Genomic DNA, 24,154 nt, shown 5'->3' on the forward strand with positions numbered 1-24,154 from the left:
CGATGCTTCCGTCGCCGTCGCTGCGCCCCGGTGCCGCTCCCCGGCCGTCCCCGTCTGCGATGCGCCGGGTGCTGCGTCGCGCCCGCGACGGGGTGACTCTCAACATCGACGAAGCCGCTGTGCTGCTGCAGGCGCGCGGCGCCGACCTCGACGATTTGTGTGCGTCGGCGGCCCGGGTACGCGATGCGGGTCTGCTCGAGCAGGAGCGGCCGGGTACGGTCACCTACTCGCGGAAGGTGTTCGTCCCGATCACCCGGCTGTGCCGCGACCGTTGCCACTACTGCACGTTCGTCACGGTCCCGGGCAAGCTTCGGGCAGAAGGCCGGGGGATGTACCTCGAGCCCGACGAGATCCTCGAGATCGCACGGCAGGGCGCCGAGCTCGGCTGCAAGGAAGCGCTGTTCACTCTCGGTGACCGGCCCGAGGACCGGTGGCCAGAGGCGCGGCAGTGGCTTGACGAACGCGGGTACGACTCGACGCTCGACTATGTGCGCGCGATGTCGATCCGGGTGCTCGAGGAGACCGGATTGCTTCCGCACTTGAACCCGGGCGTGATGAGCTGGGCCGAGATCTCGCGGCTCAAGCCGGTAGCGCCGTCGATGGGCATGATGCTCGAGACGACCTCGGAGCGGTTGTTCACCGAGAAGGGCCAGTGCCATCACGGCAGCCCCGACAAGGAACCGTCCGTGCGGCTGCGGGTGCTCACCGATGCGGGCCGGTTGTCGGTGCCGTTCACTACGGGCATCCTCGTCGGAATCGGCGAGTCGTTCGTCGAGCGTGCCGAGTCGATCCTGGCGATCAGGAAGACGCACAAGGCGTTCGGGCACATCCAAGAAGTCATCGTGCAGAACTTCCGGGCCAAGGACGACACGGCGATGCGCGACGTCGACGACGCCGCGCTCGACGAATTCCTGGCCGCGATCGCGGTCACCCGTCTGATCCTCGGTCCGGGTATGCGTATCCAGGCGCCGCCCAACCTGGTGTCGCTCGACGAGTGCCGCGCGTTGCTCGGGGCGGGAGTCGACGACTGGGGCGGGGTGTCGCCGCTGACCCCGGATCACGTCAATCCGGAGCGGCCGTGGCCGAACCTCGACACGCTTGCCCGGCTGAGCGCCGAAGCGGGCTTCCGGCTCACCGAACGAATCGCAGCGCAGCCGCAGTACGTGCTGGCCGGTCAGCCGTGGATCGACCCGAGGATCACCGCGCACGTGCGTGCGCTGTCCGACCCGGAGACCGGTCTCGCCAGAGGGGTCATCCCGTCGGGTCTGCCGTGGCAGGAGCCCGATGTGGACTGGGAGTCGTCGGGGCGTATCGACCTCAACTCCGAGATCGACGTGACCGGGCGCAATACCGATCATCGCTCCGACCTGGGCAGTGCCTTCGGTGATTGGGACACTGTGCGCGAGCAGGTGCTGGCACTGGGTGAGTCCGCGCCGGTTCGCCTCGAGCGCGACGTGCTGTCGGCGTTGCGTTCCGCGGAGCGCAACCCGGGAGGGTGCTCGGATGCCGAGTACACAGCGCTCGCGAACGCCGACGGTGCGGGCCTGGAGGCAATGGTGGCGCTGGCAGATCAGCTGCGCCGCGACACGGTCGGCGACGACGTCACCTATGTCGTCAACAGGAACATCAACTTCACCAACATCTGTTACACGGGCTGCCGGTTCTGCGCGTTCGCGCAGCGCAAGGGTGACGCCGATGCCTTCACGCTCTCTGCCGACGAAGTCGCCGACCGGGCGTGGGAAGCGCACGTCGCAGGCGCCACCGAGGTGTGTATGCAGGGTGGCATCGATCCGGAGCTGCCCGTCACCGGCTACGCCGATCTGGTGCGGGCAGTGAAAGCGCGGGTGCCCTCCATGCACGTGCACGCGTTCTCCCCGATGGAGATCGTCAACGGTGTCGCGCGGAGCGGTACCTCCATCCGTGAGTGGTTGACCGAGCTGCGCGAGGCCGGCCTCGACACCATCCCCGGTACGGCCGCGGAGATCCTCGACGACGAGGTGCGGTGGGTCTTGACGAAGGGCAAGCTGCCGACCGCGGAGTGGATCGAGGTCGTCACGACGGCGCACGAGGTGGGACTGCGGTCGAGTTCGACCATGATGTACGGGCACGTCGACCAGCCGCACCATTGGGTGGGGCACCTGAACGTGCTGCGCGGAATCCAGGACCGGACGGGTGGGTTCACCGAGTTCGTGTTGCTGCCGTTCGTGCATCAGTCGTCGCCGCTCTATCTGGCGGGCGCCTCGCGTCCGGGGCCGACGATGCGAGACAACCGCGCGGCGCACGCGCTGGCCCGCATCATGCTGCACGGGCGGATCGCGAATATCCAGACCAGCTGGGTCAAGCTCGGCGTGGCGGGGACACAGGCGATGCTCGAGGGCGGCGCCAACGATCTCGGTGGCACGCTGATGGAGGAGACGATCTCGCGGATGGCGGGTTCGCAGCACGGGTCGGAGAAAACCGTCGCCGAACTGGTGGCGATCGCCGAGGGCATCGGTCGTCCCGCCCGGGAACGCACCACCGCGTATGCCCGTCGTGAGATCGGCGTCACTGTTCGATAGTCCCGGCTCGTGGCCCCCGGTCGGGTCAGGGCACCCTAAGAGGGAGGGGGCCACCGGCGACGGTGGATACTGTTCGGTTGTGGGCGCCAGTGCGCCGATGCGCTGGGACCGTACCGGGTCGGCGGGCATCGAAGAGAGGCAGGGAGAACAGCAGTGACGTACACGATTGCGGAGCCGTGCGTGGACGTGTTGGACAAGGCATGCATCGAAGAGTGCCCGGTCGACTGCATCTACGAGGGTGGTCGCATGCTGTACATCCACCCGGACGAGTGTGTGGACTGTGGTGCTTGTGAGCCCGTGTGCCCCGTCGAGGCGATCTTCTACGAGGACGACGTGCCGGACGAGTGGTCCGAGTACGTGCAGACCAATATCGACTTCTTCAAGGATCTCGGATCGCCGGGCGGCGCAGCGAAGCTCGGCAAGGTCGACTACGACACGCCGTTCGTCAAGAACCTGCCTCCCATGGGTGAGGACTAGGCACCTGTGGCGACACGCACACGCCGGTCGGTCGCGCAGAGCCTTCCGGACTTTCCTTGGGATTCACTGACCGACGCGAAGGCGAAGGCTGCCGCGCACCCCGACGGCATCGTCAACCTCTCGGTGGGTACGCCTGTCGATCCGGTCGCACCGGTGATCCGGGAAGCGCTCACCTCGGTTGCGGAAGAGCCGGGCTATCCCACGACCCACGGAACGCCCGAACTGCGTCGGGCTGCGGTGGGTGCGCTCGCGCGTCGTTACGGGATCACCGGCATCGACGAGGCGTCGATCCTGCCTGCCATCGGTACCAAGGAGATGATCGCGTGGCTGCCGACCCTGCTGGGTGTCGGCGCCACCGATCTCGTCGTCATCCCTGAGCTCGCGTATCCGACCTACGAGGTCGGAGGGTTGCTCGCGGGCGCTCGGTTGATCCGCGCCGACGGCCTCACCCGGCTCGGTCCGGAGGGTGCGTCGCTGGTGTTCGTCAACTCGCCGTCGAACCCGACCGGCAAAGTGCTCGGCCGCGACCACCTGCGCAAGGTGGTCGACTGGGCGCGCACCCGGAACGCGATCGTCGTGTCCGACGAGTGCTATCTCGGACTCACGTGGGAGGGCGAAGCGCTCTCGATCCTGCATCCGAGCGTGAGCGACGGTGACCACACCAATCTTCTTGCAGTGCATTCGCTGTCGAAGACCTCGAACCTTGCGAGTTACCGCGCGGGATTCGTCACCGGCGACCCCGGACTCGTGGCCGATCTGCTCGAGGTGCGCAAGCACTCCGGCATGATGGTGCCGCTGCCGATCCAGGCCGCGATGACTGCGGCACTCGACGACGACGAGCACGAGGCCATCCAACGTGAGCGGTACCGGGCGCGTCGCAAGACGCTGCTCGCGGCCGTGCGCGGCGCCGGTTTCACCGTCGACCACTCCGAGGCGGGTCTGTACCTGTGGGCCACCCGCGATGAAGCGTGTCGCACCACTGTCGACTGGTTCGCCGAGCGCGGCATTCTCGTTGCACCCGGCGAGTTCTACGGTCCCGGTGGTGTGCAGCACGTGCGGATCGCGTTGACGGCCACCGACGAGCGGATCGAGGCTGCCGCACAGCGACTGGCCTGATCGATCGGAACATCCCGCTCGATCGTTCACCCGGCGCTACCCTGGGCCCAGGAGGCACCATGGACGCCGTCACAGTTGTTCCTGAGCCGAGGAACGAGCCGGTTCACGGATATGCCCAGGGCAGTCCCGAGCGAACCCGCCTGCTCGGAAAGCTCGCGGAACTCACCGCAGAGCCGATCGATGTCAGCCATGTGATCGGGGGAATGCACCTCCACGGCGAGGGTGATCGCGTCGACATCGTGCAACCGCACAACCACGCGGCGGTGCTCGGAACCCTCCGCAACGCCACCGCAGCGGATGCGGCGGCAGCGGTCGACGCAGCTACCGCCGCTGCGCCCGCGTGGCGCGACATGCCGTTCGATGCGCGCGCCGCGATCCTGCTGCGGGCCGCCGACCTGATGTCGGGGCCGTGGCGCGAGACCATCGCGGCCGCCACGATGCTCGGCCAGTCGAAGTCGGTGCAGCAGGCCGAGATCGACGCGCCGTGTGAACTCGTGGACTTCTGGCGGTTCAACGTACATTTCGCACGCGGTCTCCTGGCCGAGCAACCGATGTCCTCGCCCGGTGTGTGGAACCGTATGGATCACCGTCCGCTCGAAGGGTTCGTCTACGCGGTGACGCCGTTCAACTTCACTGCGATCGCCGGGAACCTGCCGACCGCGCCCGCCCTCATGGGCAATACCGTCATCTGGAAGCCCTCGGAGACCCAGTCCCTCGCGGCCCACTGGACGATGCGCGTGCTCGAGGCGGCAGGTCTGCCGCCCGGCGTGATCAATCTGCTCACCGGAGACGGCAGAGCCGTGTCCGACGTGGTCCTGAGCGACCCCCGTTTCGCAGGTCTTCATTTCACCGGATCGGTTGCGACGTTCCGGCACCTGTGGAAGGAGATCGGCGGCAACCTCGACGTGTATCGGACCTATCCGCGGATCGTGGGGGAGACCGGCGGAAAGGACTTCGTCGTCGCGCATCCTTCTGCCGATCCTGCTGTGCTGGCCACTGCGCTGATCCGCGGCGCGTTCGAGTACCAGGGACAGAAGTGCTCCGCGGCGTCGCGCGCGTTCGTGCCGCGCTCGGTGTGGTCGCGGATGCGGGAGGGCTTCCTCGCGGAGGTCGATGCGCTCACCTACGGCGACGTGACCGATCTGTCCAATTTCGGTGGCGCGTTGATCGATCGTCGCGCATACGAGAAGGTCGTCGGTGCTCTCGATCGCGCTCGCGACCGCACCTCGGTGGAGTTCGCCGTCGGTGGCGGGTACGACCAGTGGGTCGGGTGGTTCGTACGGCCCACGGTGTTGCTCGTCGACGATCCCGGCGACGAAGCTCTCACCACCGAATACTTCGGTCCGATTCTCGCCGTGCACGTCTACGACGACAGCGTGGCCGGTGCGTGGGAGAACGTGCTCGCGATGATCGACACGGCAACCCCGTATGCCCTGACCGGTGCGGTGATAGCGGAGGATCGCGCCGCAATCGAGCATGCCGCCGCCGCGTTGAGGTTCACGGCGGGCAATTTCTACGTCAACGACAAGCCCACCGGTGCGGTCGTCGGACAGCAGCCGTTCGGAGGTGGTCGCCTCTCGGGTACCGATGACAAGGCAGGCTCAGCGCTGAACCTGCTGCGCTGGGTGTCGCCGCGTGCACTCAAGGAGACGTTCGTCCCGCCCACCGACCACCGCTACCCGCACATGGAACCCGGCCCCGGGACGGAACCGTGACCGGTCTCGGCGACGCGCTGTCGAACCCGCTGCGTCCGGTCATCCTCACGGCCGCGAAATCGGACGCGGTGCGCCGCGTGGTGACCGCCGCACCACCCACTCGACGCATCGTCGACCGGTTCGTTGCCGGGAACACCCGCGCGGACGCGGTGGCCGTTGCCACGCAGCTGTTGGGTTCGGGCAGGGGCGTGAGTGTCGACCATCTCGGTGAGAACACCCTCGACGTCGGGCAGGCCCGTGTGATCGTCGAAGAATACTGTGACCTGCTCACCGATCTCGGGAAGCTCGAAGAACTCACGCCCGAGACGTTCAGGGGTGCGCCCGCGGTGGAAGTGTCGGTCAAGCTCACGGCTCTCGGGCTGTCGCTCGGGTCGGACGGTAGCAAGATCGCGCTCGACCATGCTCGGGAGATCTGCGCCGCCGCACAGAATGTGGGCGCGTGGGTGAGTATCGACGCCGAACACCACACCGTCACCGACGACACGCTCGCGATCGTCCGCGAGCTGCGCATCGATTTCCCCGATGTGGGGGCGGTCGTACAGGCGTATCTGCGCCGCACCGAAGGCGATTGCCGAGAACTGTCGGGACCGCGGTCGCGGGTGCGGTTGTGCAAGGGCGCCTACGACGAGCCCGAGTCGGTGGCGTACCGGGATCGCGCCGAAGTCGATGCGTCGTATCTACGGTGCCTGCAGATACTCATGGACGGAGACGGGTACCCGATGGTCGCCTCGCACGATCCCGCCGTGGTGACGGCGGTCGATCCGCTTGCCGCAGTGGCCGGACGTGGCCGAAGCGACTTCGAGCACCAGATGTTGTTCGGAATTCGCGACGTCGAGCAAGTGCGTTTGGCCGGTGCAGGCCGGCGGGTGAGGGTGTACGTACCGTACGGGTCGCAGTGGTACGGCTATCTCATGCGACGCCTCGCCGAGCGCCCCTCCAACCTGCGATTCTTCCTGCAGTCACTCCTGAGCCGCGACTGAGCGGACCCCGTCGCCGGTAGATTGGCGCCCGTGAGTACCTCAGGCGACGACCCCCGTTCGTGGGTGCTGTACGTCGTCGTCGTGGCGCTGACCGCGCTTGTGGCAGCCCCGCGTCACGGCAGGCACGCCGCGAAGGGCTGGTGGTGGCAGCCGCCGGTCGCTGCGATCGCGTTGTGGCTACTGGTCGCCGTGCCGTCGGTGATCCGATTGATCGAACCCGCGATGGAAATGGTGTTCCGCCGGGACCCGATCCGCACCCGCGACGGTGAATGGTGGCGGGTCTTCACCTCGGCGCTGACTCAAGATGGTGTCGCCGGAACTGTCGGCAATCTGGTGATGTTCGCGATCGTCGCGATCGCGGTGGTGCGAGTCTGGGGGTGGCAGCGCGCGGTCGCGTTGTGTGTGGTCGGCCAGCTGTTGTGGGGGCTGTTCACCTCGTTCGTCTCACCATCGGTGGGGTCGGGAGTGTCGGGAGCGACGTTCGTGATGGCAGCCTCGCTCGCGGGTCTGTGGCCGGTGGTGGCGGCTCGGCACGCCCTGCTCCTGGCGTCGGCGGGCACGTTCGTCGCCGGGGTGCTGCTGGTTCTCTTGGACGATGCCCATGGTGTTGCGGTCCTGATCGGCATGCTGCTCGGGGCAGTACTCGGAGTCGTGCTACCGCCGCCGCGGCAGATAACCGCGTCCCACCTCGGCGCGCACGGGCATCTCCGTTCCTGAACGTGCGCAAGCGATATGTGCGATCGAAGATCGCCAAAGTATCGTGACAGGGGTGTCTGCACTACTGCGTTCGTTGAACCCGCTTGCCGTCGCCCGCGGTGACGATGTCCCCGATGCCGTCCGGATCGACGGCCACACCTTGTCGCGCAGCGACATTCTCGGTGCGGCGACCGCGGTGGCCGCCCGTGTGTCGCGGGCCGAGCGGGTCGCGGTGCTCGCGACCCCCACTGCGACGACGGTCGTGGCGGTCGTCGGCTGCCTGCTCGCGGGCGTCACCGTGGTGCCGGTGCCGCCGGACTCGGGGCCGGCGGAGCTCGCCCACATTCTGAAGGATTCGGGTGCGCAGGCGTGGCTCGGGTCCGCTCCCGAGACGGGCGGTGCCGGCGCGGGAGTGCAGGTGCCGGAACTTCCGGTGCTGCCGGTGCGACTGCACGCGCGCGACTGGCATCACGTTCCCGAACCGAGCCCGTCGAAGGTCGCGTTCGTGCTCTACACATCCGGCACCACGGGCTCGCCCAAGGGGGTGCTACTCAGTCGCCAGGCCATTGCGGCCGGGCTCGACGCGATCGTGCGGGCGTGGGACTGGACCGAGCGCGACACGCTCGTGCACGGACTGCCGCTGTTCCACGTGCACGGACTGATCTTCGGTGTCCTCGGCCCACTTCGGGTGGGTAGCAGGCTCATCCACACGGGTAAGCCGACCCCGCAGGCCTATGCGGAGGCTGCGGGCACCCTCTATTTCGGTGTGCCCACGGTGTGGTCGCGGGTGGCCGAGGACGAAGAGTCCGCGCGCGCACTCGGTAGCGCGCGCCTGCTCGTCTCGGGTAGCGCCCCGCTGCCTGTGCCGGTGTTCGAGAAGTTGCGCGAGCTCACCGGTCACGCCCCGATCGAGCGGTACGGAATGAGCGAAACGATGCTCACAGTGAGTACACGTGCCGACGGTGATCGTCGCCCCGGCTGGGTCGGGACACCGGTTGCAGGGGTGCAGACGCGGCTGCGCGACGAACACGGCGCCGACGTGCCCCACGACGGGGAGAGCATCGGTGTGCTTCAGGTGCGCGGGCCGATGTTGTTCGACGGCTATCTGGGCCGTCCCGAGGCGACAGCCGCTTCGTGGACCGACGACGGGTGGTTCGTCACGGGTGATGTCGCGGTAATCGACGCCGACGGTTTCCACCGGATCGTCGGCCGGGAATCGACGGATCTGATCAAGTCCGGAGGTTTTCGCATAGGCGCCGGAGAGATCGAGACCGTGCTCCTCGGACACCCAGCGGTAAGCGAGGTTGCGGTTGCGGGCTTGGAAGACGATGATCTCGGCCAACGTATCGTCGCGTTCGTGGTTCCTCGCGCTGATGGTCCGGAAGTGGTCGAGGAAGAGTTGATCACGCTTGTTGCTCAGCAGCTTTCGATCCACAAGCGCCCGCGGGAGGTGCGAGTGGTCGATTCCTTGCCACGAAACGCGATGGGAAAGGTGCAGAAGAAACTGTTGCAGTAGCGATGCTGACGGAACATTCTCCGGCGGAGTCCCGGTATCGGCGGAAACTCGACAGACAGTCGGCTCGAGGGTTGCGTGTGCCACACTCCAGGGCGGATTGTCTACTGCAGAGTAAGTAGGTCTACTCACTTCGATGGGGGTTCGAGGTATGTCTTTGACGGATCAGGTTCGCGACACCGAGCAAGCGCTTCGTTCGGATCGCTACAGCGGCGCGAGCCCGGCCTTCATGGTCGACGGCAAGCCGGCGTCGGTCCCGCTTCGCGACCTGCCTGCGGTGGCGCGCAAGCTGGTCGCACACTTCGCAGACAACGTCGCACCGTGCTCGCTGCGCCCGGGAGAGTCGTTGCGCGGCGACGTCACCGAGGTCACCGTGCGGTGCCTGCGCATCGCGATCCACCTGCTCGACTCCGGCGAGCTGCCGTCGGATGCCGATCTCGCAGACCTGCGCAGCAGCGCAGCGCAGTGGGCACGGGCAGGCTTCCGCCTCGAATACATGCTGCGCATCTACCACGAGGGCATTCGCCTCGGCTGGGAGCTCGTCAGCGACCGGGCCCGCGAAGGCGACGTCATGTCGGTCGCCGACGCCTCGCGGCTGTGGATGTCATTGCTCGAACGCGTCACCGTCACCGCCACGACCGGTTTCGTCTCGGAGCTCGAGGTGATTCGCCGCGAGCGCGACGTCGCCGCACAGGAACTCGTCGCTGCACTGCTCAGCGGACAGGACGCGGCGTCGGTCGCACGCCGTTCGGGGCTCGAACTCGCCGACGGGTACACGGTGCTCGCCGTGTCGCTGGCGCGGCACCCGGACGAGCGGAATCCGCACGTGCGCCCGGAAGTCGTCGCCCGACGAACATTGCGTCGCGTCGAGGTCGAACTGGAAGCCATCTGCGACGGCAAGCATCTGGCGCTGCTCGGGCCGGAAGGGGGGACGGTCCTGCTCGCGGGGGCGTCGACCTCTCCATCGGTCGACGATCTGCGGCACCGGATCGAGGCGGTGGCCGGTGTCTCGGTGACGGTGGCGCTGGTGCATGCGTCCGTGCCGGAAGTGCCTGCAGCGGCGAAGCAGGCCCACGAACTGCTGGACCTCGTCCGATTGCTGGGACGCCCGGTCGGCACGTACGGAATGCACGATCTGGCCCTCGAATACCAGCTGACCCGTCCTGGCCCGGCACGGCGGCATCTCGCGCGTGTCCTCGATCCACTCGACGATTCACCCGAACTCGTCGAGACTCTCGAGACCCATATCTCGCACGATCTGAGCAGGCAGCTGACCGCACGGTCACTGCACGTGCATGCCAACACCGTCGACTACCGGCTCAAGCGGGTTTCTCAGCTGACCGGTTTCGATCCCACACGCCCTTCGGGTCTGCGACAGTTGCAAGCTGCGCTGATCGCCCGGAGGCTCGAAGGCCTCGGGGCGGACAGGGAATTCCTCGCCGCCCAGTAGCACCTCGCCTCGCGCAGTCGGGAATCGGGCCCGGCGTTCGGCCGGGCCCGAGACCGACACTCTTTCAGGAAGCGGGAAGATTCTCGGAGTCTGCGGGATGGAACCTGCGCCAGACGATGCCGATCACACTGATGATCACGAACAGCACGGCGGTAGCGGTGAGCTGCGCGCGGGCGTCGGAGTCGGAGAGCATCAGGATGATGAACGCGACGAGCATGGCGAGCGTGAACCAGCTCAGGTAGGGGAACGCCCACATCTTCAGCTTCAGCGTGCCCTCCTGCTCGAACCGCCGCCGTAGCCGCAGGTGCGCAACCACGATGAAGAGCCAGATCGCGATCAGCGCCGAGCCGACGGCGTTGAGCAGGATTCCGAGGATCTGATCGGGAAGCAGCCAGTTCAGCAACACACTGACGAAGCCGAAGAAGACCGACACCAGCACCGCGTTGCGCGGCACCCCGTTGTGCGAGAGCTTGCCGAGCCACGCGGGTCCGTCTCCGCCGCGCGCCAGGGAGTAGGCCATCCGCGACGTTCCGTACACGTTCGCGTTGAACGCCGACAGCAGCGCGACCACCACGACCAGTTCCATGAAGCCGGAAACGTAGGGGATCCCGGCGATATCGAGGACGGACACGAACGGTGAGGTGTCGCCGCTCGCGGTGGTCCAGGGCAACACGAGCACCATGATCGCGATGGAACCCAGGTAGAAGAGGCTGATTCGCCACACTACCGAGCGCACGGCGGTGGCGATCGACCGTTCCGGGTCCTTCGATTCGGCAGCGGCGATCGTGACGATCTCGATCCCGCCGAACGCGAATGCGACCGCGAGCAGGCCCGCAGCGATACCGGCAAGGCCGTTCGGTGCGAATCCGTCGCCGTCGCCGAGCAGGTGCACGGTGCCGACCGGATCGGTATCGGGCAGCAATCCGAACACCAACAGCACACCCAGCACGAGGAAGCCGACGATGACAGTGACCTTCAAGGCGGCGAACCAGAACTCGAACTCACCGAAATTGGCGACACGCGCGAGGTTGATCACGGCGAAGAAGGTGACGAACACGAGTGCCACAACCCATTGGGGCACACCGGGAAGCCACGACTGCACGATGGCCGATGCGCCGGTGATCTCGACGCCGAGGACCATGATCAGCATGAACCAATACAGCCATCCCATCGTGAATCCGGCCCAACGGCCGATCCCGATGCGGGCGTAATGCGAGAACGAACCGGAGACCGGAAGTGCCGCGCCCATCTCGCCGAGCATGCGCATCACGAAGATGATCATGATGCCCGCGAGGACGTACGAGATGAGGACGGCGGGACCGGCCGCGGCGATACCGACGCCGGAGCCGAGGAAAAGGCCGGCGCCGATCGCGGAGCCGAGCCCCATCATGGTCAGATGTCGGACTTTCAGCCCGCTTCCGAGGTGCTGCGGATCGGAAGCGGGCGACTCGGCTGTGCTCACGAGACCCTACTCAGTCGTTGGCGTGGAGGGCTGCGTTCAATTCGACGCCGGTGCCCTTGTTGGGAACCACTTCGACAGCACCGCTGACCGAGTTGCGGCGCAGCATGAGATTGGACTTGCCGTTGAGTTCCTTGGCCTTGACGACGGTGCCGTCGGGGCCGGTGACCTTGGTTCCGGCGGTGACGTACAGGCCTGCCTCGACGACGCAGTCGTCACCGAGAGAGATGCCGACGCCGGCGTTCGCTCCGAGGAGGCAGCGCTTTCCGATGGAGATGACTTCCTTGCCGCCACCCGACAGGGTGCCCATGATCGATGCGCCGCCACCCACGTCGGAGCCGTCGTCGACGACGACGCCCGCGGAGATTCGGCCTTCGACCATCGAGTTCCCGAGGGTGCCCGCGTTGAAGTTCACGAAGCCCTCGTGCATCACGGTGGTACCGGAGGCAAGGTGCGCACCGAGACGGACGCGATCGGCATCGGCGATGCGGACACCGGACGGCACGACGTAGTCGACCATGCGCGGGAACTTGTCGACGCCGTAGACGGTGACGGGTCCGCGGATGCGAAGACGCGAACGGACGAGTTCGAACCCTTCGACAGCGCAGGGACCGTAGTTGGTCCACACCACATTGGCGAGCAGGCCGAACAGACCGTCGAGGTTGATGCCGTGCGGTTGGACGAGACGATGGGAAAGCAGGTGCAGACGCAGGTAGGCGTCGTGTGCGTCGGCGGGTGCCTGCGACAGGTCGGCGATGGTGGTGCGGACCGCGACCTGGTTGACGTCGCGCGCCTCGTCGGTCCCTGCGAGCAGCGCGAGGTCGGACGGGATGTCCTTGCCTTCGAGCTGCGTCGTCCCGGTTTCGGTATGTTCGCCCAGCGTGGGAGCCGGGAACCAGGTGTCGAGGACGGTGCCGTCCGACGCGATGTTCGCGATGCCTACTGCTGATGCTCCGTGTGCACTCACGGTCGAGAAGCGTACGCGAGGCGCGCGTGCTCCTGTGTAGGCCCTGTGAAAACCGATGCCGAACCTGTGAAAAAGCGTTATTCCGTATTGTGCGGCTATGACCGTTCCACACCTCGACCTGCATGCCGATCCGATCGACCTCACCGCTGCCCTGGTGGACATTCCCAGCGTGTCGCAGGACGAATCGGTCATTGCCGACGCCGTAGAGAAGGCGCTGCGCGAACAGACGTCGGGGTTCGAGGTGATTCGCAGTGGCAACGCTGTTCTGGCGCGCACGAACCGAGGTCTCGGAAGCCGGGTGATGCTGGCCGGTCACCTCGACACGGTGCCGATCGCCGACAACGTGCCGTCGCGGCGCGAGGGCAATCTGATGTACGGGTGCGGTACCTCCGATATGAAGTCGGGCGACGCGGTCTTCCTGCATCTCGCTGCGACGGTCGCCGAACCCGCGCACGACCTGACACTCGTGTTCTACGACTGTGAGGAGATCGCCGCCTCCTTCAACGGACTCGGCAGAATCGAGTCCGATCTACGTGAGTGGCTCGATGCCGACGTGGCGATCCTCGGCGAGCCCACCGGCGGGCTGATCGAAGCGGGCTGTCAGGGGACGCTGCGGGTGAGGATCACCACGGATGGTGTGCGAGCACATTCGGCCAGGTCGTGGCTCGGCGACAATGCGATCCACAAGCTCGCGCCCGTACTCGAACGGCTGTCGCGGTACGAAGCGCGATCGGTCGACATCGACGGCTGTGTGTACCGCGAGGGGCTGTCCGCCGTGCGCCTCGGCGGGGGAGTGGCAGGCAATGTCGTGCCCGACACTGCGGAGGTCGACGTCAACTTCCGGTTCGCACCGGACCGCAGCCCCGACGCAGCCCTCGCGCACGTGAAGGAGGTTTTCGCCGGCCTCGACATCGAGATGGAGCTGACCGACATGTCGCCCGGCGCCCTGCCCGGGCTGGCGAATCCTGCAGCGGCAGCACTGGTCGCGGCGGCCGACGGGCGCTTCCGCGCGAAGTACGGATGGACCGATGTCTCGAGATTCGCGGCCTTGGGGATCCCCGCCGTCAACTACGGCCCGGGCGACCCGAACCTTGCGCACAAGCGGGACGAGAATGTAGACGTGCGTCACATCACCGAGGTGACCACAGTGCTCCGCGGGTACCTCACCCGATAACGTGGCCGGCATGCCAGGCGACGAACCCCCCACGAACTCGGACAGTCGACGCGACCGCGACGAGGTCGTGCATCGCGGACCCGTGCAGTTGCGCGGCGAGCGTGCGTTCGAGTCCACCATGATGGATCAGCGTCTGCTCGACCGGCGAGGGCCTGCCGACTGGGTGCATACCGATCCGTGGCGGGTGCTGCGAATCCAGAGTGAGTTCGTCGAGGGGTTCGGTGCACTCGCCGAGGTGCCGCGCGCTGTCGCGGTGTTCGGGTCGGCGCGGACACCGACGGACCACGCGGACTACGAGATCGGTCGCCGTCTCGGCGCTGCACTCGTCGAAGCCGGATACGCCGTGATCACCGGTGGTGGCCCCGGTGCGATGGAAGCCGCGAACCGCGGCGCGAGCGAGTCGGGCGGATTCTCCATCGGGCTGGGTATCGAATTGCCATTCGAGCAGTCACTCAATGATTGGGTGGATCTGGGCCTGAACTTCCGGTACTTCTTCGCGCGCAAGACGATGTTCGTGAAGTACTCACAGGCGTTCGTCTGCCTGCCCGGCGGATTCGGAACGCTCGACGAACTGTTCGAAGCGGTCACGCTGGTTCAGACCCACAAGATCACCCAGTTCCCGATCGTGTTGTTCGGCACCGAGTACTGGTCGGGGCTGCTCGAGTGGATCCGCTCGACGATGCTGCGCGAGGGCAAGATCTCGGCCGAGGACCTCGACCTGATCTCGGTGACCGACAGCATCGAGGAGGCGGTGCAGATCATCGTCGCCGCGCACCGCGGTGAGGACGAGCACGAGCTCTACGGGGAGGAGGCCTCGTGGTGAGCGAGTCCGGTCTGGCGGTGTGCGTCTACTGCGCGTCCGGTCCGGTGCACGAGTCGTACCTCGGTTTCGCGACCGCGGTCGGCACGGCGCTGGGACGTCGCGGATGGAGGCTGGTTTCCGGCGGGGGCAACGTGTCGATGATGGGTGCGATCGCCGACGCCGTGCGCGCTGCGGGCGGGCACACGCTCGGAGTCATCCCGAAGGCGCTCGTGCACCGTGAGGTCGCCGACGTCGACGCGGACGAACTCGTAGTCACCGATACGATGCGCCAGCGCAAGGAGATCATGGAGAACCGCGCCGACGCGTTCATCACCCTGCCCGGTGGTATCGGCACCCTCGAGGAGCTCTTCGAAACCTGGACCGCGGGATACTTGGGGATGCACGACAAACCCATGGTGCTGCTCGATCCGGTCGGGCACTACACCGGATTGCTCACGTGGCTGGAGTCGATGGTCGACACCGGGTTCGTGGCTCGGCGGGCGCTCGATTCCCTGCAGGTCACCGACGATATCGAGGATGCGCTCGACCGGTGTGGCGCGGCCGCTCGGATGTAGAGGGGGTTTCGTTCGGCCGATCGATTATCTACTCTTCGGTAAGTTCGGGGGAGCTGCGACTTCTTCCGAGCCTGCTGCCCAGCCGACCGCCGTGAGGAACGAAGTTGACCAAGTCCGTGTCCACCGAGCGTGATTCGACCATCTCCCCGCTAGGCCTGCTTGCCCAACTGCCGACCATGCTGCCGGATGCACCGAGCCTGCTGCGCGGAGCGCTCGGAATGACCCGCACTCCGACAGCCCGCGAGACGATCGGTTCGGTCTTCCAGAAACTTGCCGAGCGTCGGCCCGACCGTCCGTTCCTGCGTTTCGACGGCGACACACTGAGCTACGGCGATGCGAACGCACAGGTCAACCGGTACGCGGCTGTGCTGACGGCGCGGGGCGTGCGGGTCGGCGACGTCGTCGGCATCCTCATGACGAACAGACCCGAAGCGCTTCTCATCACGCTCGCAGCGGTCAAACTCGGTGCCGCAGCAGGCATGCTCAACAATCACCAGCGTGGCGAGGTCCTCGCCCACAGCCTCGGCCTACTCGACAGCCGGGTCCTCGTGATCGGCGAAGAATGCGAGGACGCGATCGAGTCCCTCGACGGACCACCGCAGGCGGAGGCTGTGCTGCGCGTCGACGAGCTCGACTCACTCGCCGCCGAGGCCGACTCCGCGAACCCCGCCGTCACCGAACGTCTACAGGCCTCCGAGACCGCGTACTACATCTTCACCTCGGGGACGACAGGTCTCCCCAAAGCCAGCAAGATGTCGCACTTCCGCTGGCTCAAATCGATGTCGGGGCTCGGCGGACTGGGAGTCCGACTGCGCCGCGACGACACCCTGTACTGCTGCCTGCCGCTCTACCACAACAACGCACTGACAGTCGCGCTCTCGTCGGTGCTCGGTTCCGGAGCGACCCTCGCGCTGGGCCGCAAGTTCTCGGCGTCAGGATTCTGGGCGGATGCCCGACGCAACGGAGCCACCGCGTTCATCTACATCGGTGAGATCTGCCGCTACCTGCTCAACCAGCCGGCGCGTCCCGACGACCGCGACAACGGCATCCGGCTGATCGTGGGCAACGGCCTGCGACCCGAGATCTGGACCGAGTTCACCGACCGCTTCGGAATCGACCGTGTCGCAGAGTTCTACGGCGCAAGCGAATGCAACATCGCATTCATCAACGCGCTCAACCAGACCCGCACTGCGGGAATCTGCCCGCTCCCGCACGCGGTGGTGGAATACGACCCCGATACGGGCAAAGCGCGACGCGGTGCCGACGGGCGTCTGAAGAGCGTCCGGCAAGGTGAGGTCGGACTGCTCCTCGCGAAGGTCACGTCCCGCGCTCCCTTCGACGGCTACACCGATCCAAAGGCAACCGAAGCCAAACTCGTCCGCGACGGGTTCGACGACGGCGACGTCTGGTTCGACACCGGCGACCTCGTCCGCAAACAGGGTTTCATGCACGTCGCGTTCGTCGACCGACTCGGCGACACCTTCCGGTGGAAAGGCGAGAACGTCGCAACCACCCAGGTCGAGGGGGCGGTATCGTCGCACGAGTCGATCGCCGAAGCCGTCGCCTACGGGGTCGAGGTGCCCGGCGTAGAAGGCCGCGCGGGCATGGTCGCGGTGACGCTGAATCCGGACTCGGAATTCGACGGCGCGGCGCTCTCCGCGGCCCTGCACCACGCGCTCCCGGACTACGCGGTACCGCTGTTCGTGCGGATCGTCGACGAGCTCGAACACACGACGACCTTCAAGAGTCGCAAGGTGGATCTGCGCAAGCAGGGCTACACCGACACCGGGTCCGACGCGGTGTTCGTACTTGCAGACCGCTCCGACGGATATCGCCCCCACTACGACGGATACGTCGAGGCAGTCACTCGGGGTGAAATCCCCCGACGCTGATCATGTCAGGATGGGAGCCATGACCGGTTCCGCCGCAGAGGTTCCCGAGCTGCCCGCACATCGAGACGTGCGCCCACCCGGGCATGCATCCCCGACGGTGGACGAACGACCGTCTCCGACGCTGGACAGACGACCGTCTCCGACGCTGTGCGGCAGGCCGGTCGCGACCGACCGGGCCCTCGTCATGGCGATCGTCAACCGCACTCCGGACTCCTTCTACGACCGGGGCGCGACGTTCACGGACGACGCAGCCCTCGCCGCAGTCGACCGCGCCGTCGCCGAGGGAGCCGATCTCGTGGACATCGGCGGTGTCAAGGCGGGACCGGGCGACCTCGTCGACACCGCTGAGGAGATCAGGCGGGTCGTACCCTTCGTGGCAGCGATCCGTGAGCGCTACCCCGACGTGCTCATCAGCGTCGATACGTGGCGCAGCGAGGTCGCGCGGCGCGCGGTCGCCGAAGGCGCCGATCTGATCAACGACACGTGGGCGGGTGCCGACCCCGAACTCGTCGACGTCGCGGCAGAGCTCGGCGTGGGCATCGTGTGCTCCCACACCGGTGGCGCGATCCCTCGGACCCGTCCGCACCGGGTGCGGTACGCCGACATCGTTGCCGAGGTCGCGGCCGAGGTCGTCGGCGCTGCCGAGGACGCTGCGCGGCGAGGCGTCGCGCACGACTCGATCCTCATCGATCCCACCCACGATTTCGGGAAGAACACCTATCACGGGCTCGAATTGTTGCGGCACGTGGACGTTCTCGTAAATAGCGGGTGGCCTGTGCTCATGGCGCTCAGCAACAAGGACTTCGTAGGCGAGACTCTGGGAGTCGAACTCGCCGAGCGGTTGGAGGGCACATTGGCAGCGACAGCATTGTCCGCGGCAGCGGGAGCGAGAGTGTTCCGGGTGCACGAGGTCGCAGCGACCCGCCGCGTGGTCGACATGACGGCCGCGATCGTCGGCACCCGCCTGCCCGCCCGCACGGTCAGGGGCTTGGCATGAGCGCTCCCACCCGCACCTGGAGCGAAGCGAACAGTTGGGACAATCCCACGTGGACGGTCGCCGAACTCGAACGCGCGAAGGCAGGGCGCACAGTGACCGTGGTGCTGCCCGCTCTCGACGAGGAGGACACCGTCGGGAGGGTCGTCGACTCGATCCACCCCCTCCTGGGTGGTCTCGTCGACGAACTGGTGGTGCTCGACTCGGGTTCCACGGACGACACCGTGGCCCGCGCGCGTGCCGCCGGTGCACGCACGATCTCCCGCGAGGAAGCGGTGCCCGGTGTGCCGCCGGTCCCCGGCAAGGGCGAGGTCCTGTGGCGGTCGATCGCGGCGACGTCCGGCGACCTGATCGCGTTCGTCGATTCCGATCTCATCAACCCGGATCCGGCGTTCGTGCCGAAGCTCCTCGGCCCGCTACTGCTCGGAGACGGAATCCACCTCGTCAAGGGCTTCTACCGGAGGCCCCTTCGGGTCAGTGGTGCCGAGGACGCCACAGGAGGTGGCCGAGTCACCGAATTGGTCGCCCGACCGCTGCTCGCCGCTCTGCGGCCGGAACTGACGTGTGTCCTCCAACCTCTCGGAGGCGAATACGCGGGTACCCGCGAGCTGTTGCAGTCGGTGCCGTTCGCACCGGGTTACGGCGTCGAGATCGGACTGCTGCTCGATACGTACGACCAGCGCGGTCTCGATGCGATCGCCCAGGTCAACCTCGGCGTGCGCAAGCATCGGAACCGGCCCCTGTCCGAGCTCGGCGCGATGAGCAGGCAGATCGTCGGGACGATGCTGGGTCGCTGCGGAATCGCGGATTCGGGTGCGCCCCTGACCCAGTTCCTCGTCGACGGCGACTCGTTCAGCCCGGTCGAGACGCGCGTGAGCCTCGAGGACCGTCCACCGATGCTCACCATCACCGGCTGATCCGGATGTCGGTGCGGCGTGTCAAGATCGAGGGATGCTGACGGTTCTGCTGTACGTGCTCGTCATCGTCGTCGTCGGCGCCGCGCTGTTCTTCGTCGCGAGTGTGGTGTTCGGGCGTGGTGAAGCGCTCGCGCCCATCCCACCCGGCACCACAGCCACTGTTCTGCCCGCATCCGACGTGACAGGCACCGACGTGCGAGATCTGCGCTTCCAGCAGACTTTGCGCGGATACAAGATGGGCGAGGTCGATTGGGCACTCGATCGGCTCGCTCGCGAGATCGACGAACTCAAGGCGCGGATCGAGGAGTACGAGGTGTCCGCCGAGACGTTGGGCGACGACGTACCGCTGCCCGGCGATCGCGTCGTCGAGAAACCGGACGACGAGCACGACGATCCCGGCCCTCGCGGATCCACGCGACCGGCAGAGTCGGTGGCCGAGATGGAGCAGCAGGACGCCGACGAAGGGGCCACGTCATGACCGAGGACGGACGGGCACGGTGTCCCTGGGCGGTCGATCGCACCGGCGAGACGCTCTACCGCGACTACCACGACACCGAATGGGGACGAGAACTGCACGGCCGCGACGAACTGTTCGAGCGGCTCGCCCTCGAGGCGTTCCAGTCGGGGCTTTCGTGGTTGACGATCCTGCGTAAACGCGAGGGTTTCCGCGCGGCGTTCGACGGTTTCGATGTCGACATCGTGGCTCGCTACGACGAGGAGAAGATCGCGGCGCTGATGGCCGACGCCGGCATCGTCCGCAATCGGCTCAAGATCGAGGCAGTCGTGTCGAACGCGCGAGCGGTACTCGATCTCGCCGATTCGGACCTCGACACGTTGCTGTGGTCGTTCGCGCCACCGCGGCGCGCCGAACGGTTCGACTCCGCGGAGCGGATTCCCGCGGTGACCGAGGAATCGACGGCGATGGCGCGCGAACTCAAACGCCGGGGATTCCGTTTTGTGGGCCCCACCACTGCGTATGCCCTCATGCAGGCCACCGGCATGGTCGACGACCACATTGCGGAGTGCTGGGTTCGAACGGACGCTTGACCTACTGCGCGCGGGCACCTGCGGGAGTCCGCTGTCCAGCGAGGACCGCGATAGGGAACAATGGTGGAGCGCGCATCGTCGACCGCGACGAGGCAACCACACGGTAACCCACGCGCCCGGAGGTCGGGTGCAGATTTGGAGGGAGCAGAGGATGGCGGCCATGAAGCCCCGGACCGGGGACGGTCCCCTCGAAGCAACCAAAGAGGGACGAGGAATCGTCATGAGGGTTCCACTCGAGGGCGGCGGACGTTTGGTCGTCGAGCTCACGCCGGACGAGGCTGCGGCCCTCGGCGACGAACTCAAGAGTGTCACCAGCTGATCAGCGCCTCTTTCGAACGTTTCCGGGTCTCGCGCTGGTGTCTGTGCGCGGGGCCCGGATTCGTATCGGCGAGACCTGCGGTGCGCGTCGTGGATGAAGGGAAACCATGCTCGACTCGGTGATCGACCTCCTCGCGTGCCCGCATTGTGAATCCGCGATGGATCTCGATGCCACGGCGGTGTTCTGCGAACGCGGCCACAGCTTCGACATCGCACGGCAGGGCTACGTTTCTCTCTCGAGCGGTGCGGCGACCCGATTCACCGGCGACACAGCAGAGATGATCGCCGACCGCGCCGCGTTCCTCGACGGCGGCCATTACGACCCGATCCGCGAGGCGGTGAGGGCTGCGTGCGCGTCCGTCCCGTCCGATTCGGGTGTGCTCGAGGTGGGCGCGGGCACCGGGAGCTACCTTGCCTCCGTCCTCGACGGGATGCCGGGTTCCCGAGGTATCGGTCTCGATGTGTCGAAACCGGCGGCTCGCCGAATCGCCCGTAGCCATCCCCGCACCGGCGCTGTCCTGGCGGACGTGTGGGCGCAGATCCCGGTGCGATCCGGGACGCTCGGGCACGTCCTGTCGGTGTTCGCCCCGCGCAACGCGTCCGAGGCGCACCGGGTCCTGGAGCCCGGCGGTGTGCTCGTGGTGGCCACTCCGACACCGGAGCACCTGCGTGAACTCGTGTCGCTGCCCGGGATGGTCAGCGTCGACGAACACAAGACCGAACGTCTGTCGTCGGCGCTGTCCGGGCGATTCGAGCGACACGATCGCACCGAGGTTCGTTTCGCCATGGAGCTGACCCGCACGGCGCTCGTCGCTCTCGTGGGAATGGGCCCCTCCGCCTTCCATCTCACCGCGGCGCAGCGCACTGAAATGGTGGAGGCGCTGCCCGACGATTTCGAGGTGACCGCATCGGTGGTGGTGTCGACGTGGATCCGGCGGCCCGGTGAGGTCAGCGGCGACTGATCGCGTCCTGATAGACCGCGAGGGTGGCCCGCGCGATCTGCGCCCAGGAGAACTCGCTGATCGCCCGCGCTCGCCCGGCCCGACCGAATTCGGCGGCGCGCACGGAGTCGGAGGCGAGATCGTTGACGGCGTCCGCGAGAGCGCGTTCGTAGACTGCGGGTTCGTACGAGTTGTAGTGCACAAGCGTGCCGGTGACGCCGTCCTGCACGACCTCGGGGATCCCGCCCACATCCGACGCCACTACGGCGGTCTCGCACGCCATCGCTTCGAGGTTGACGATACCGAGTGGCTCGTACACCGAAGGGCACACGAAAACCTGAGCGGCAGCGAGCAGCTCGCGAACCGATTCTCGCGGAAGCATCTCCTGAACCCAGATGACGTTGCCCCGCGAGCTCTGCAATTCGGCGACGGCCCGTTCGGTGTCCGCTGCGAGCTCCGGGGTGTCGGGAGCGCCTGCACACAACACGAGTTGGATCTCGGGCGCGATGCGGTGCGCCGCGGCGATCAGATGACCGAGGCCCTTCTGCCGGGTGATGCGGCCGACGAACACGGCAATCGGTGCGGTCGGATCGACACCGATCGTCGGCAGCACCGATTCGGAATCGGGCGCGAGGGGGCCCGGATGCCACACCGAGGTGTCGATCCCGTTTCGCACCACGTGGACGCGTGCGGGGTCGACGAACGGATATGCGTCGAGAACGTCGAGGCGCATACCGTCGCTGACGGCGATGACCGCGTCCGCGTACTGCACGGCGTTGCGCTCGGACCACGACGAAATCCGGTAACCGCCACCGAGCTGTTCGGCCTTCCACGGGCGTCGGGGCTCGAGCGAGTGAGCGGTGAGGACGTGGGGGACGTCGTACAGGTCTGCGGCGAGATGACCGGCGAGACCCGAGTACCACGTGTGTGAGTGGACGATGTCCGCTCCGGCCGCCCCGTGCGCCATGCGCAATTCCGCTGACAGGGTGGTCAATGCAGCGTTGGCGCCGGAGAGCGCCGGATCGGGGGAGTACACGATCGCGGTCTCGCGGGGCGCCCCCATGCAATGCACGTCGACCTCGCACAGGTGCCGTAATTGCGACACCAGCTCGGTCACGTGAACGCCTGCACCGCCGTACACCTCGGGCGGATACTCCCGTGTCATCATTGCCACCCGCACCGCATCAAACTATCCGGCCGCAGAAATTCCGGCCACTCGATCTCCGGACGCCGGGACGCGAGGCATCGGAGGCCGCGGTACCCCGACAGGGTTGCCGACTCCTCGGTGTCCGAGTTCTCACTTGGCTGGCGGCATCGTGCGCAGTGCGGATAGGTTGAGCGTGTGAGGAGCCAGCCACATGTGCTTGGAATCGTGCTCGCCGGCGGCGAGGGTAAGCGGCTGTATCCGTTGACCGCTGACCGCGCGAAGCCCGCGGTGCCGTTCGGAGGTGCCTACCGTCTGATCGATTTCGTGCTGAGCAACCTCGTCAACGCCGGCTATCTGCGTATCTGTGTGCTGACGCAGTACAAGTCGCACTCGCTCGATCGGCACATCTCCCAGACCTGGCGGCTTTCCGGTTTCACGGGGGAATACATCACCCCGGTGCCCGCGCAGCAGCGTCTGGGGCCGCGCTGGTACACCGGGAGTGCCGATGCGATCCTGCAGTCGCTGAACCTCGTGTACGACGAGGATCCCGAGTACATCGTGGTGTTCGGTGCCGACCACGTCTACCGTATGGACCCCGAGCAGATGGTGCGTCAGCACATCGAATCCGGAGCCGGCGTGACCGTCGCGGGCATCCGGGTTCCGCGCAGTGAAGCGTTCGCCTTCGGATGCATCGACAGTGACGAGTCCGGCCGCATCACCCAGTTCCTCGAAAAGCCCGCACACCCGCCCGGCACTCCCGACGACCCCAACGTGACATTTGCCTCCATGGGCAACTACGTCTTCACCACGAAGGTGCTTGTCGAGGCGTTGCGTGCCGATTCCGAGAATTCCGATTCGGACCACGACATGGGCGGCGACATCATCCCCGCTCTCGTCGCGCAGGGTGCGGCGCACGTCTACGACTTCAACGACAACGTGGTGCCGGGCGCCACCGAACGCGATCGCGCCTATTGGCGCGACGTCGGCACGCTCGACGCGTTCTACGACGCACACATGGATCTGGTGTCCGTCCACCCCATCTTCAATCTGTACAACAAGCGTTGGCCGATCCGCGGTGCGGCGGAGAACCTCCCGCCCGCGAAGTTCGTACAGGGCGGTCTCGCGCAGGAGTCGATCGTGGGGGCAGGGAGCATCCTGTCGGCCGCGACCGTCCGTAACTCGGTACTCAGCTCCAATGTCATGGTCGAGGACGGCGCCACCGTCGAGGGCAGTGTGCTGATGCCCGGGGTGCGTATCGGCAAGGGCGCCGTCGTGCGTCACGCAATTCTCGACAAGAATGTCGTCGTCGGAGACGGCGAGATCATCGGAGTCGATCTCGAACGCGACCGTCAGCGCTTCGCGGTGAGTAACGGAGGGGTCGTCGCCATCGGCAAGGGCGTGTGGATCTAGCTCACC

The 24,154-nt window shown here is 66.7% G+C and carries 22 protein-coding genes; 19 read left to right on the plus strand and 3 right to left on the minus strand.

What is annotated here, in order from left to right; genetic code table 11:
* Positions 1-2 precede the first annotated feature (2 nt).
* From MWU77_RS03575 to MWU77_RS03610, 8 genes are all read left to right on the plus strand, one after another.
* A complete protein-coding gene (locus tag MWU77_RS03575) occupies positions 3-2,558 on the plus strand; it encodes a bifunctional FO biosynthesis protein CofGH (protein ID WP_240959071.1) in 2,556 nt (851 codons plus the stop codon).
* A gap of 153 nt (positions 2,559-2,711) precedes the next feature.
* On the plus strand, positions 2,712-3,035 hold the full coding sequence (gene fdxA / locus MWU77_RS03580; protein WP_169687621.1) for a ferredoxin: 324 nt from the start codon (positions 2,712-2,714) through the stop codon (positions 3,033-3,035).
* 6 nt (positions 3,036-3,041) lie between these two features.
* Positions 3,042-4,151, plus strand: a complete 1,110-nt coding sequence (gene dapC / locus MWU77_RS03585; RefSeq protein WP_169687620.1) for a succinyldiaminopimelate transaminase — start codon at positions 3,042-3,044, stop codon at positions 4,149-4,151.
* Positions 4,152-4,210: 59 nt separating this feature from the next.
* Positions 4,211-5,866, plus strand: a complete 1,656-nt coding sequence (gene pruA / locus MWU77_RS03590; RefSeq protein ID WP_169687619.1) for an L-glutamate gamma-semialdehyde dehydrogenase — start codon at positions 4,211-4,213, stop codon at positions 5,864-5,866.
* Positions 5,863-6,846 carry a proline dehydrogenase family protein gene (locus MWU77_RS03595; RefSeq protein ID WP_247272943.1) on the plus strand — a complete coding sequence of 328 codons (984 nt, stop codon included), beginning with the start codon at positions 5,863-5,865 and terminating at the stop codon, positions 6,844-6,846. The genes pruA and MWU77_RS03595 overlap by 4 nt, the downstream gene beginning before the upstream one ends.
* A 30-nt stretch (positions 6,847-6,876) precedes the next feature.
* The gene (locus MWU77_RS03600; RefSeq protein WP_247272944.1) at positions 6,877-7,563 is read left to right on the plus strand and encodes a rhomboid family intramembrane serine protease; all 687 of its coding nucleotides are present in this window, start codon (positions 6,877-6,879) and stop codon (positions 7,561-7,563) included.
* Between the two features lie 52 nt (positions 7,564-7,615).
* Positions 7,616-9,058 carry an acyl-CoA synthetase gene (locus tag MWU77_RS03605; RefSeq protein ID WP_247272945.1) on the plus strand — a complete coding sequence of 481 codons (1,443 nt, stop codon included), beginning with the start codon at positions 7,616-7,618 and terminating at the stop codon, positions 9,056-9,058.
* Positions 9,059-9,284: 226 nt separating this feature from the next.
* Positions 9,285-10,505 carry a CdaR family transcriptional regulator gene (locus tag MWU77_RS03610; protein WP_169687964.1) on the plus strand — a complete coding sequence of 407 codons (1,221 nt, stop codon included), beginning with the start codon at positions 9,285-9,287 and terminating at the stop codon, positions 10,503-10,505.
* A gap of 64 nt (positions 10,506-10,569) precedes the next feature.
* Here MWU77_RS03610 and MWU77_RS03615 read toward each other — a convergent pair whose 3' ends face one another.
* Together MWU77_RS03615 and dapD are read right to left on the minus strand one after the other, a co-directional pair.
* Complete coding sequence (locus tag MWU77_RS03615; RefSeq protein WP_374229805.1) at positions 10,570-11,895, minus strand: amino acid permease; 1,326 nt, start codon at positions 11,893-11,895, stop codon at positions 10,570-10,572.
* A gap of 82 nt (positions 11,896-11,977) precedes the next feature.
* Entirely contained in the window at positions 11,978-12,931 is a 954-nt protein-coding gene (gene dapD, locus MWU77_RS03620; RefSeq protein ID WP_247272946.1) for a 2,3,4,5-tetrahydropyridine-2,6-dicarboxylate N-succinyltransferase, read from the minus strand.
* Positions 12,932-13,028: 97 nt separating this feature from the next.
* On the opposite strand from dapD, the gene dapE reads away from it, so the two are divergent.
* The 10 genes from dapE to MWU77_RS03670 all read left to right on the plus strand — a co-directional run bounded on the left by dapE (position 13,029) and on the right by MWU77_RS03670 (position 21,612).
* Positions 13,029-14,105 carry a succinyl-diaminopimelate desuccinylase gene (dapE, locus tag MWU77_RS03625; protein ID WP_247272947.1) on the plus strand — a complete coding sequence of 359 codons (1,077 nt, stop codon included), beginning with the start codon at positions 13,029-13,031 and terminating at the stop codon, positions 14,103-14,105.
* A 10-nt stretch (positions 14,106-14,115) separates the two neighbouring features.
* The gene (locus MWU77_RS03630; RefSeq protein ID WP_247272948.1) at positions 14,116-14,928 is read left to right on the plus strand and encodes a TIGR00730 family Rossman fold protein; all 813 of its coding nucleotides are present in this window, start codon (positions 14,116-14,118) and stop codon (positions 14,926-14,928) included.
* On the plus strand, positions 14,922-15,482 hold the full coding sequence (locus MWU77_RS03635; protein WP_169687612.1) for a TIGR00730 family Rossman fold protein: 561 nt from the start codon (positions 14,922-14,924) through the stop codon (positions 15,480-15,482). The genes MWU77_RS03630 and MWU77_RS03635 overlap by 7 nt, the downstream gene beginning before the upstream one ends.
* 116 nt (positions 15,483-15,598) lie before the next feature.
* A complete protein-coding gene (locus tag MWU77_RS03640; RefSeq protein ID WP_308198760.1) occupies positions 15,599-17,374 on the plus strand; it encodes a long-chain-acyl-CoA synthetase in 1,776 nt (591 codons plus the stop codon).
* A gap of 19 nt (positions 17,375-17,393) precedes the next feature.
* Positions 17,394-18,371 (plus strand): dihydropteroate synthase, encoded by a 978-nt coding sequence (folP, locus tag MWU77_RS03645; RefSeq protein WP_247272949.1) that lies wholly within the window; start codon positions 17,394-17,396, stop codon positions 18,369-18,371.
* On the plus strand, positions 18,368-19,285 hold the full coding sequence (locus MWU77_RS03650; protein WP_247272950.1) for a glucosyl-3-phosphoglycerate synthase: 918 nt from the start codon (positions 18,368-18,370) through the stop codon (positions 19,283-19,285). Before folP ends, MWU77_RS03650 begins: the two co-directional genes overlap by 4 nt.
* A gap of 34 nt (positions 19,286-19,319) precedes the next feature.
* Entirely contained in the window at positions 19,320-19,763 is a 444-nt protein-coding gene (locus MWU77_RS03655; RefSeq protein WP_247272951.1) for a DivIVA domain-containing protein, read from the plus strand.
* Positions 19,760-20,332: a DNA-3-methyladenine glycosylase I gene (locus tag MWU77_RS03660; RefSeq protein WP_247272952.1), complete on the plus strand. Its 573-nt coding sequence runs from the start codon at positions 19,760-19,762 to the stop codon at positions 20,330-20,332. The genes MWU77_RS03655 and MWU77_RS03660 overlap by 4 nt, the downstream gene beginning before the upstream one ends.
* Positions 20,333-20,483: 151 nt before the next feature.
* The gene (locus tag MWU77_RS03665) at positions 20,484-20,651 is read left to right on the plus strand and encodes a DUF3117 domain-containing protein (RefSeq protein ID WP_011211259.1); all 168 of its coding nucleotides are present in this window, start codon (positions 20,484-20,486) and stop codon (positions 20,649-20,651) included.
* Between the two features lie 106 nt (positions 20,652-20,757).
* Positions 20,758-21,612, plus strand: coding sequence for a putative RNA methyltransferase (locus tag MWU77_RS03670; RefSeq protein ID WP_169687609.1), 855 nt, complete (start codon positions 20,758-20,760; stop codon positions 21,610-21,612).
* Here MWU77_RS03670 and glgA read toward each other — a convergent pair.
* Complete coding sequence (gene glgA, locus MWU77_RS03675) at positions 21,599-22,771, minus strand: glycogen synthase (protein ID WP_169687608.1); 1,173 nt, start codon at positions 22,769-22,771, stop codon at positions 21,599-21,601. The two genes, MWU77_RS03670 and glgA, sit on opposite strands and share 14 nt — an antisense overlap.
* Before the next feature lie 162 nt (positions 22,772-22,933).
* Between glgA and glgC the strand changes: the two genes are divergently transcribed.
* Complete coding sequence (gene glgC / locus MWU77_RS03680; protein ID WP_169687607.1) at positions 22,934-24,148, plus strand: glucose-1-phosphate adenylyltransferase; 1,215 nt, start codon at positions 22,934-22,936, stop codon at positions 24,146-24,148.
* Positions 24,149-24,154: the final 6 nt, after the last annotated feature.

This window comes from Rhodococcus sp. F64268, assembly GCF_023015605.1.
Lineage (GTDB): Bacteria > Actinomycetota > Actinomycetes > Mycobacteriales > Mycobacteriaceae > Rhodococcus.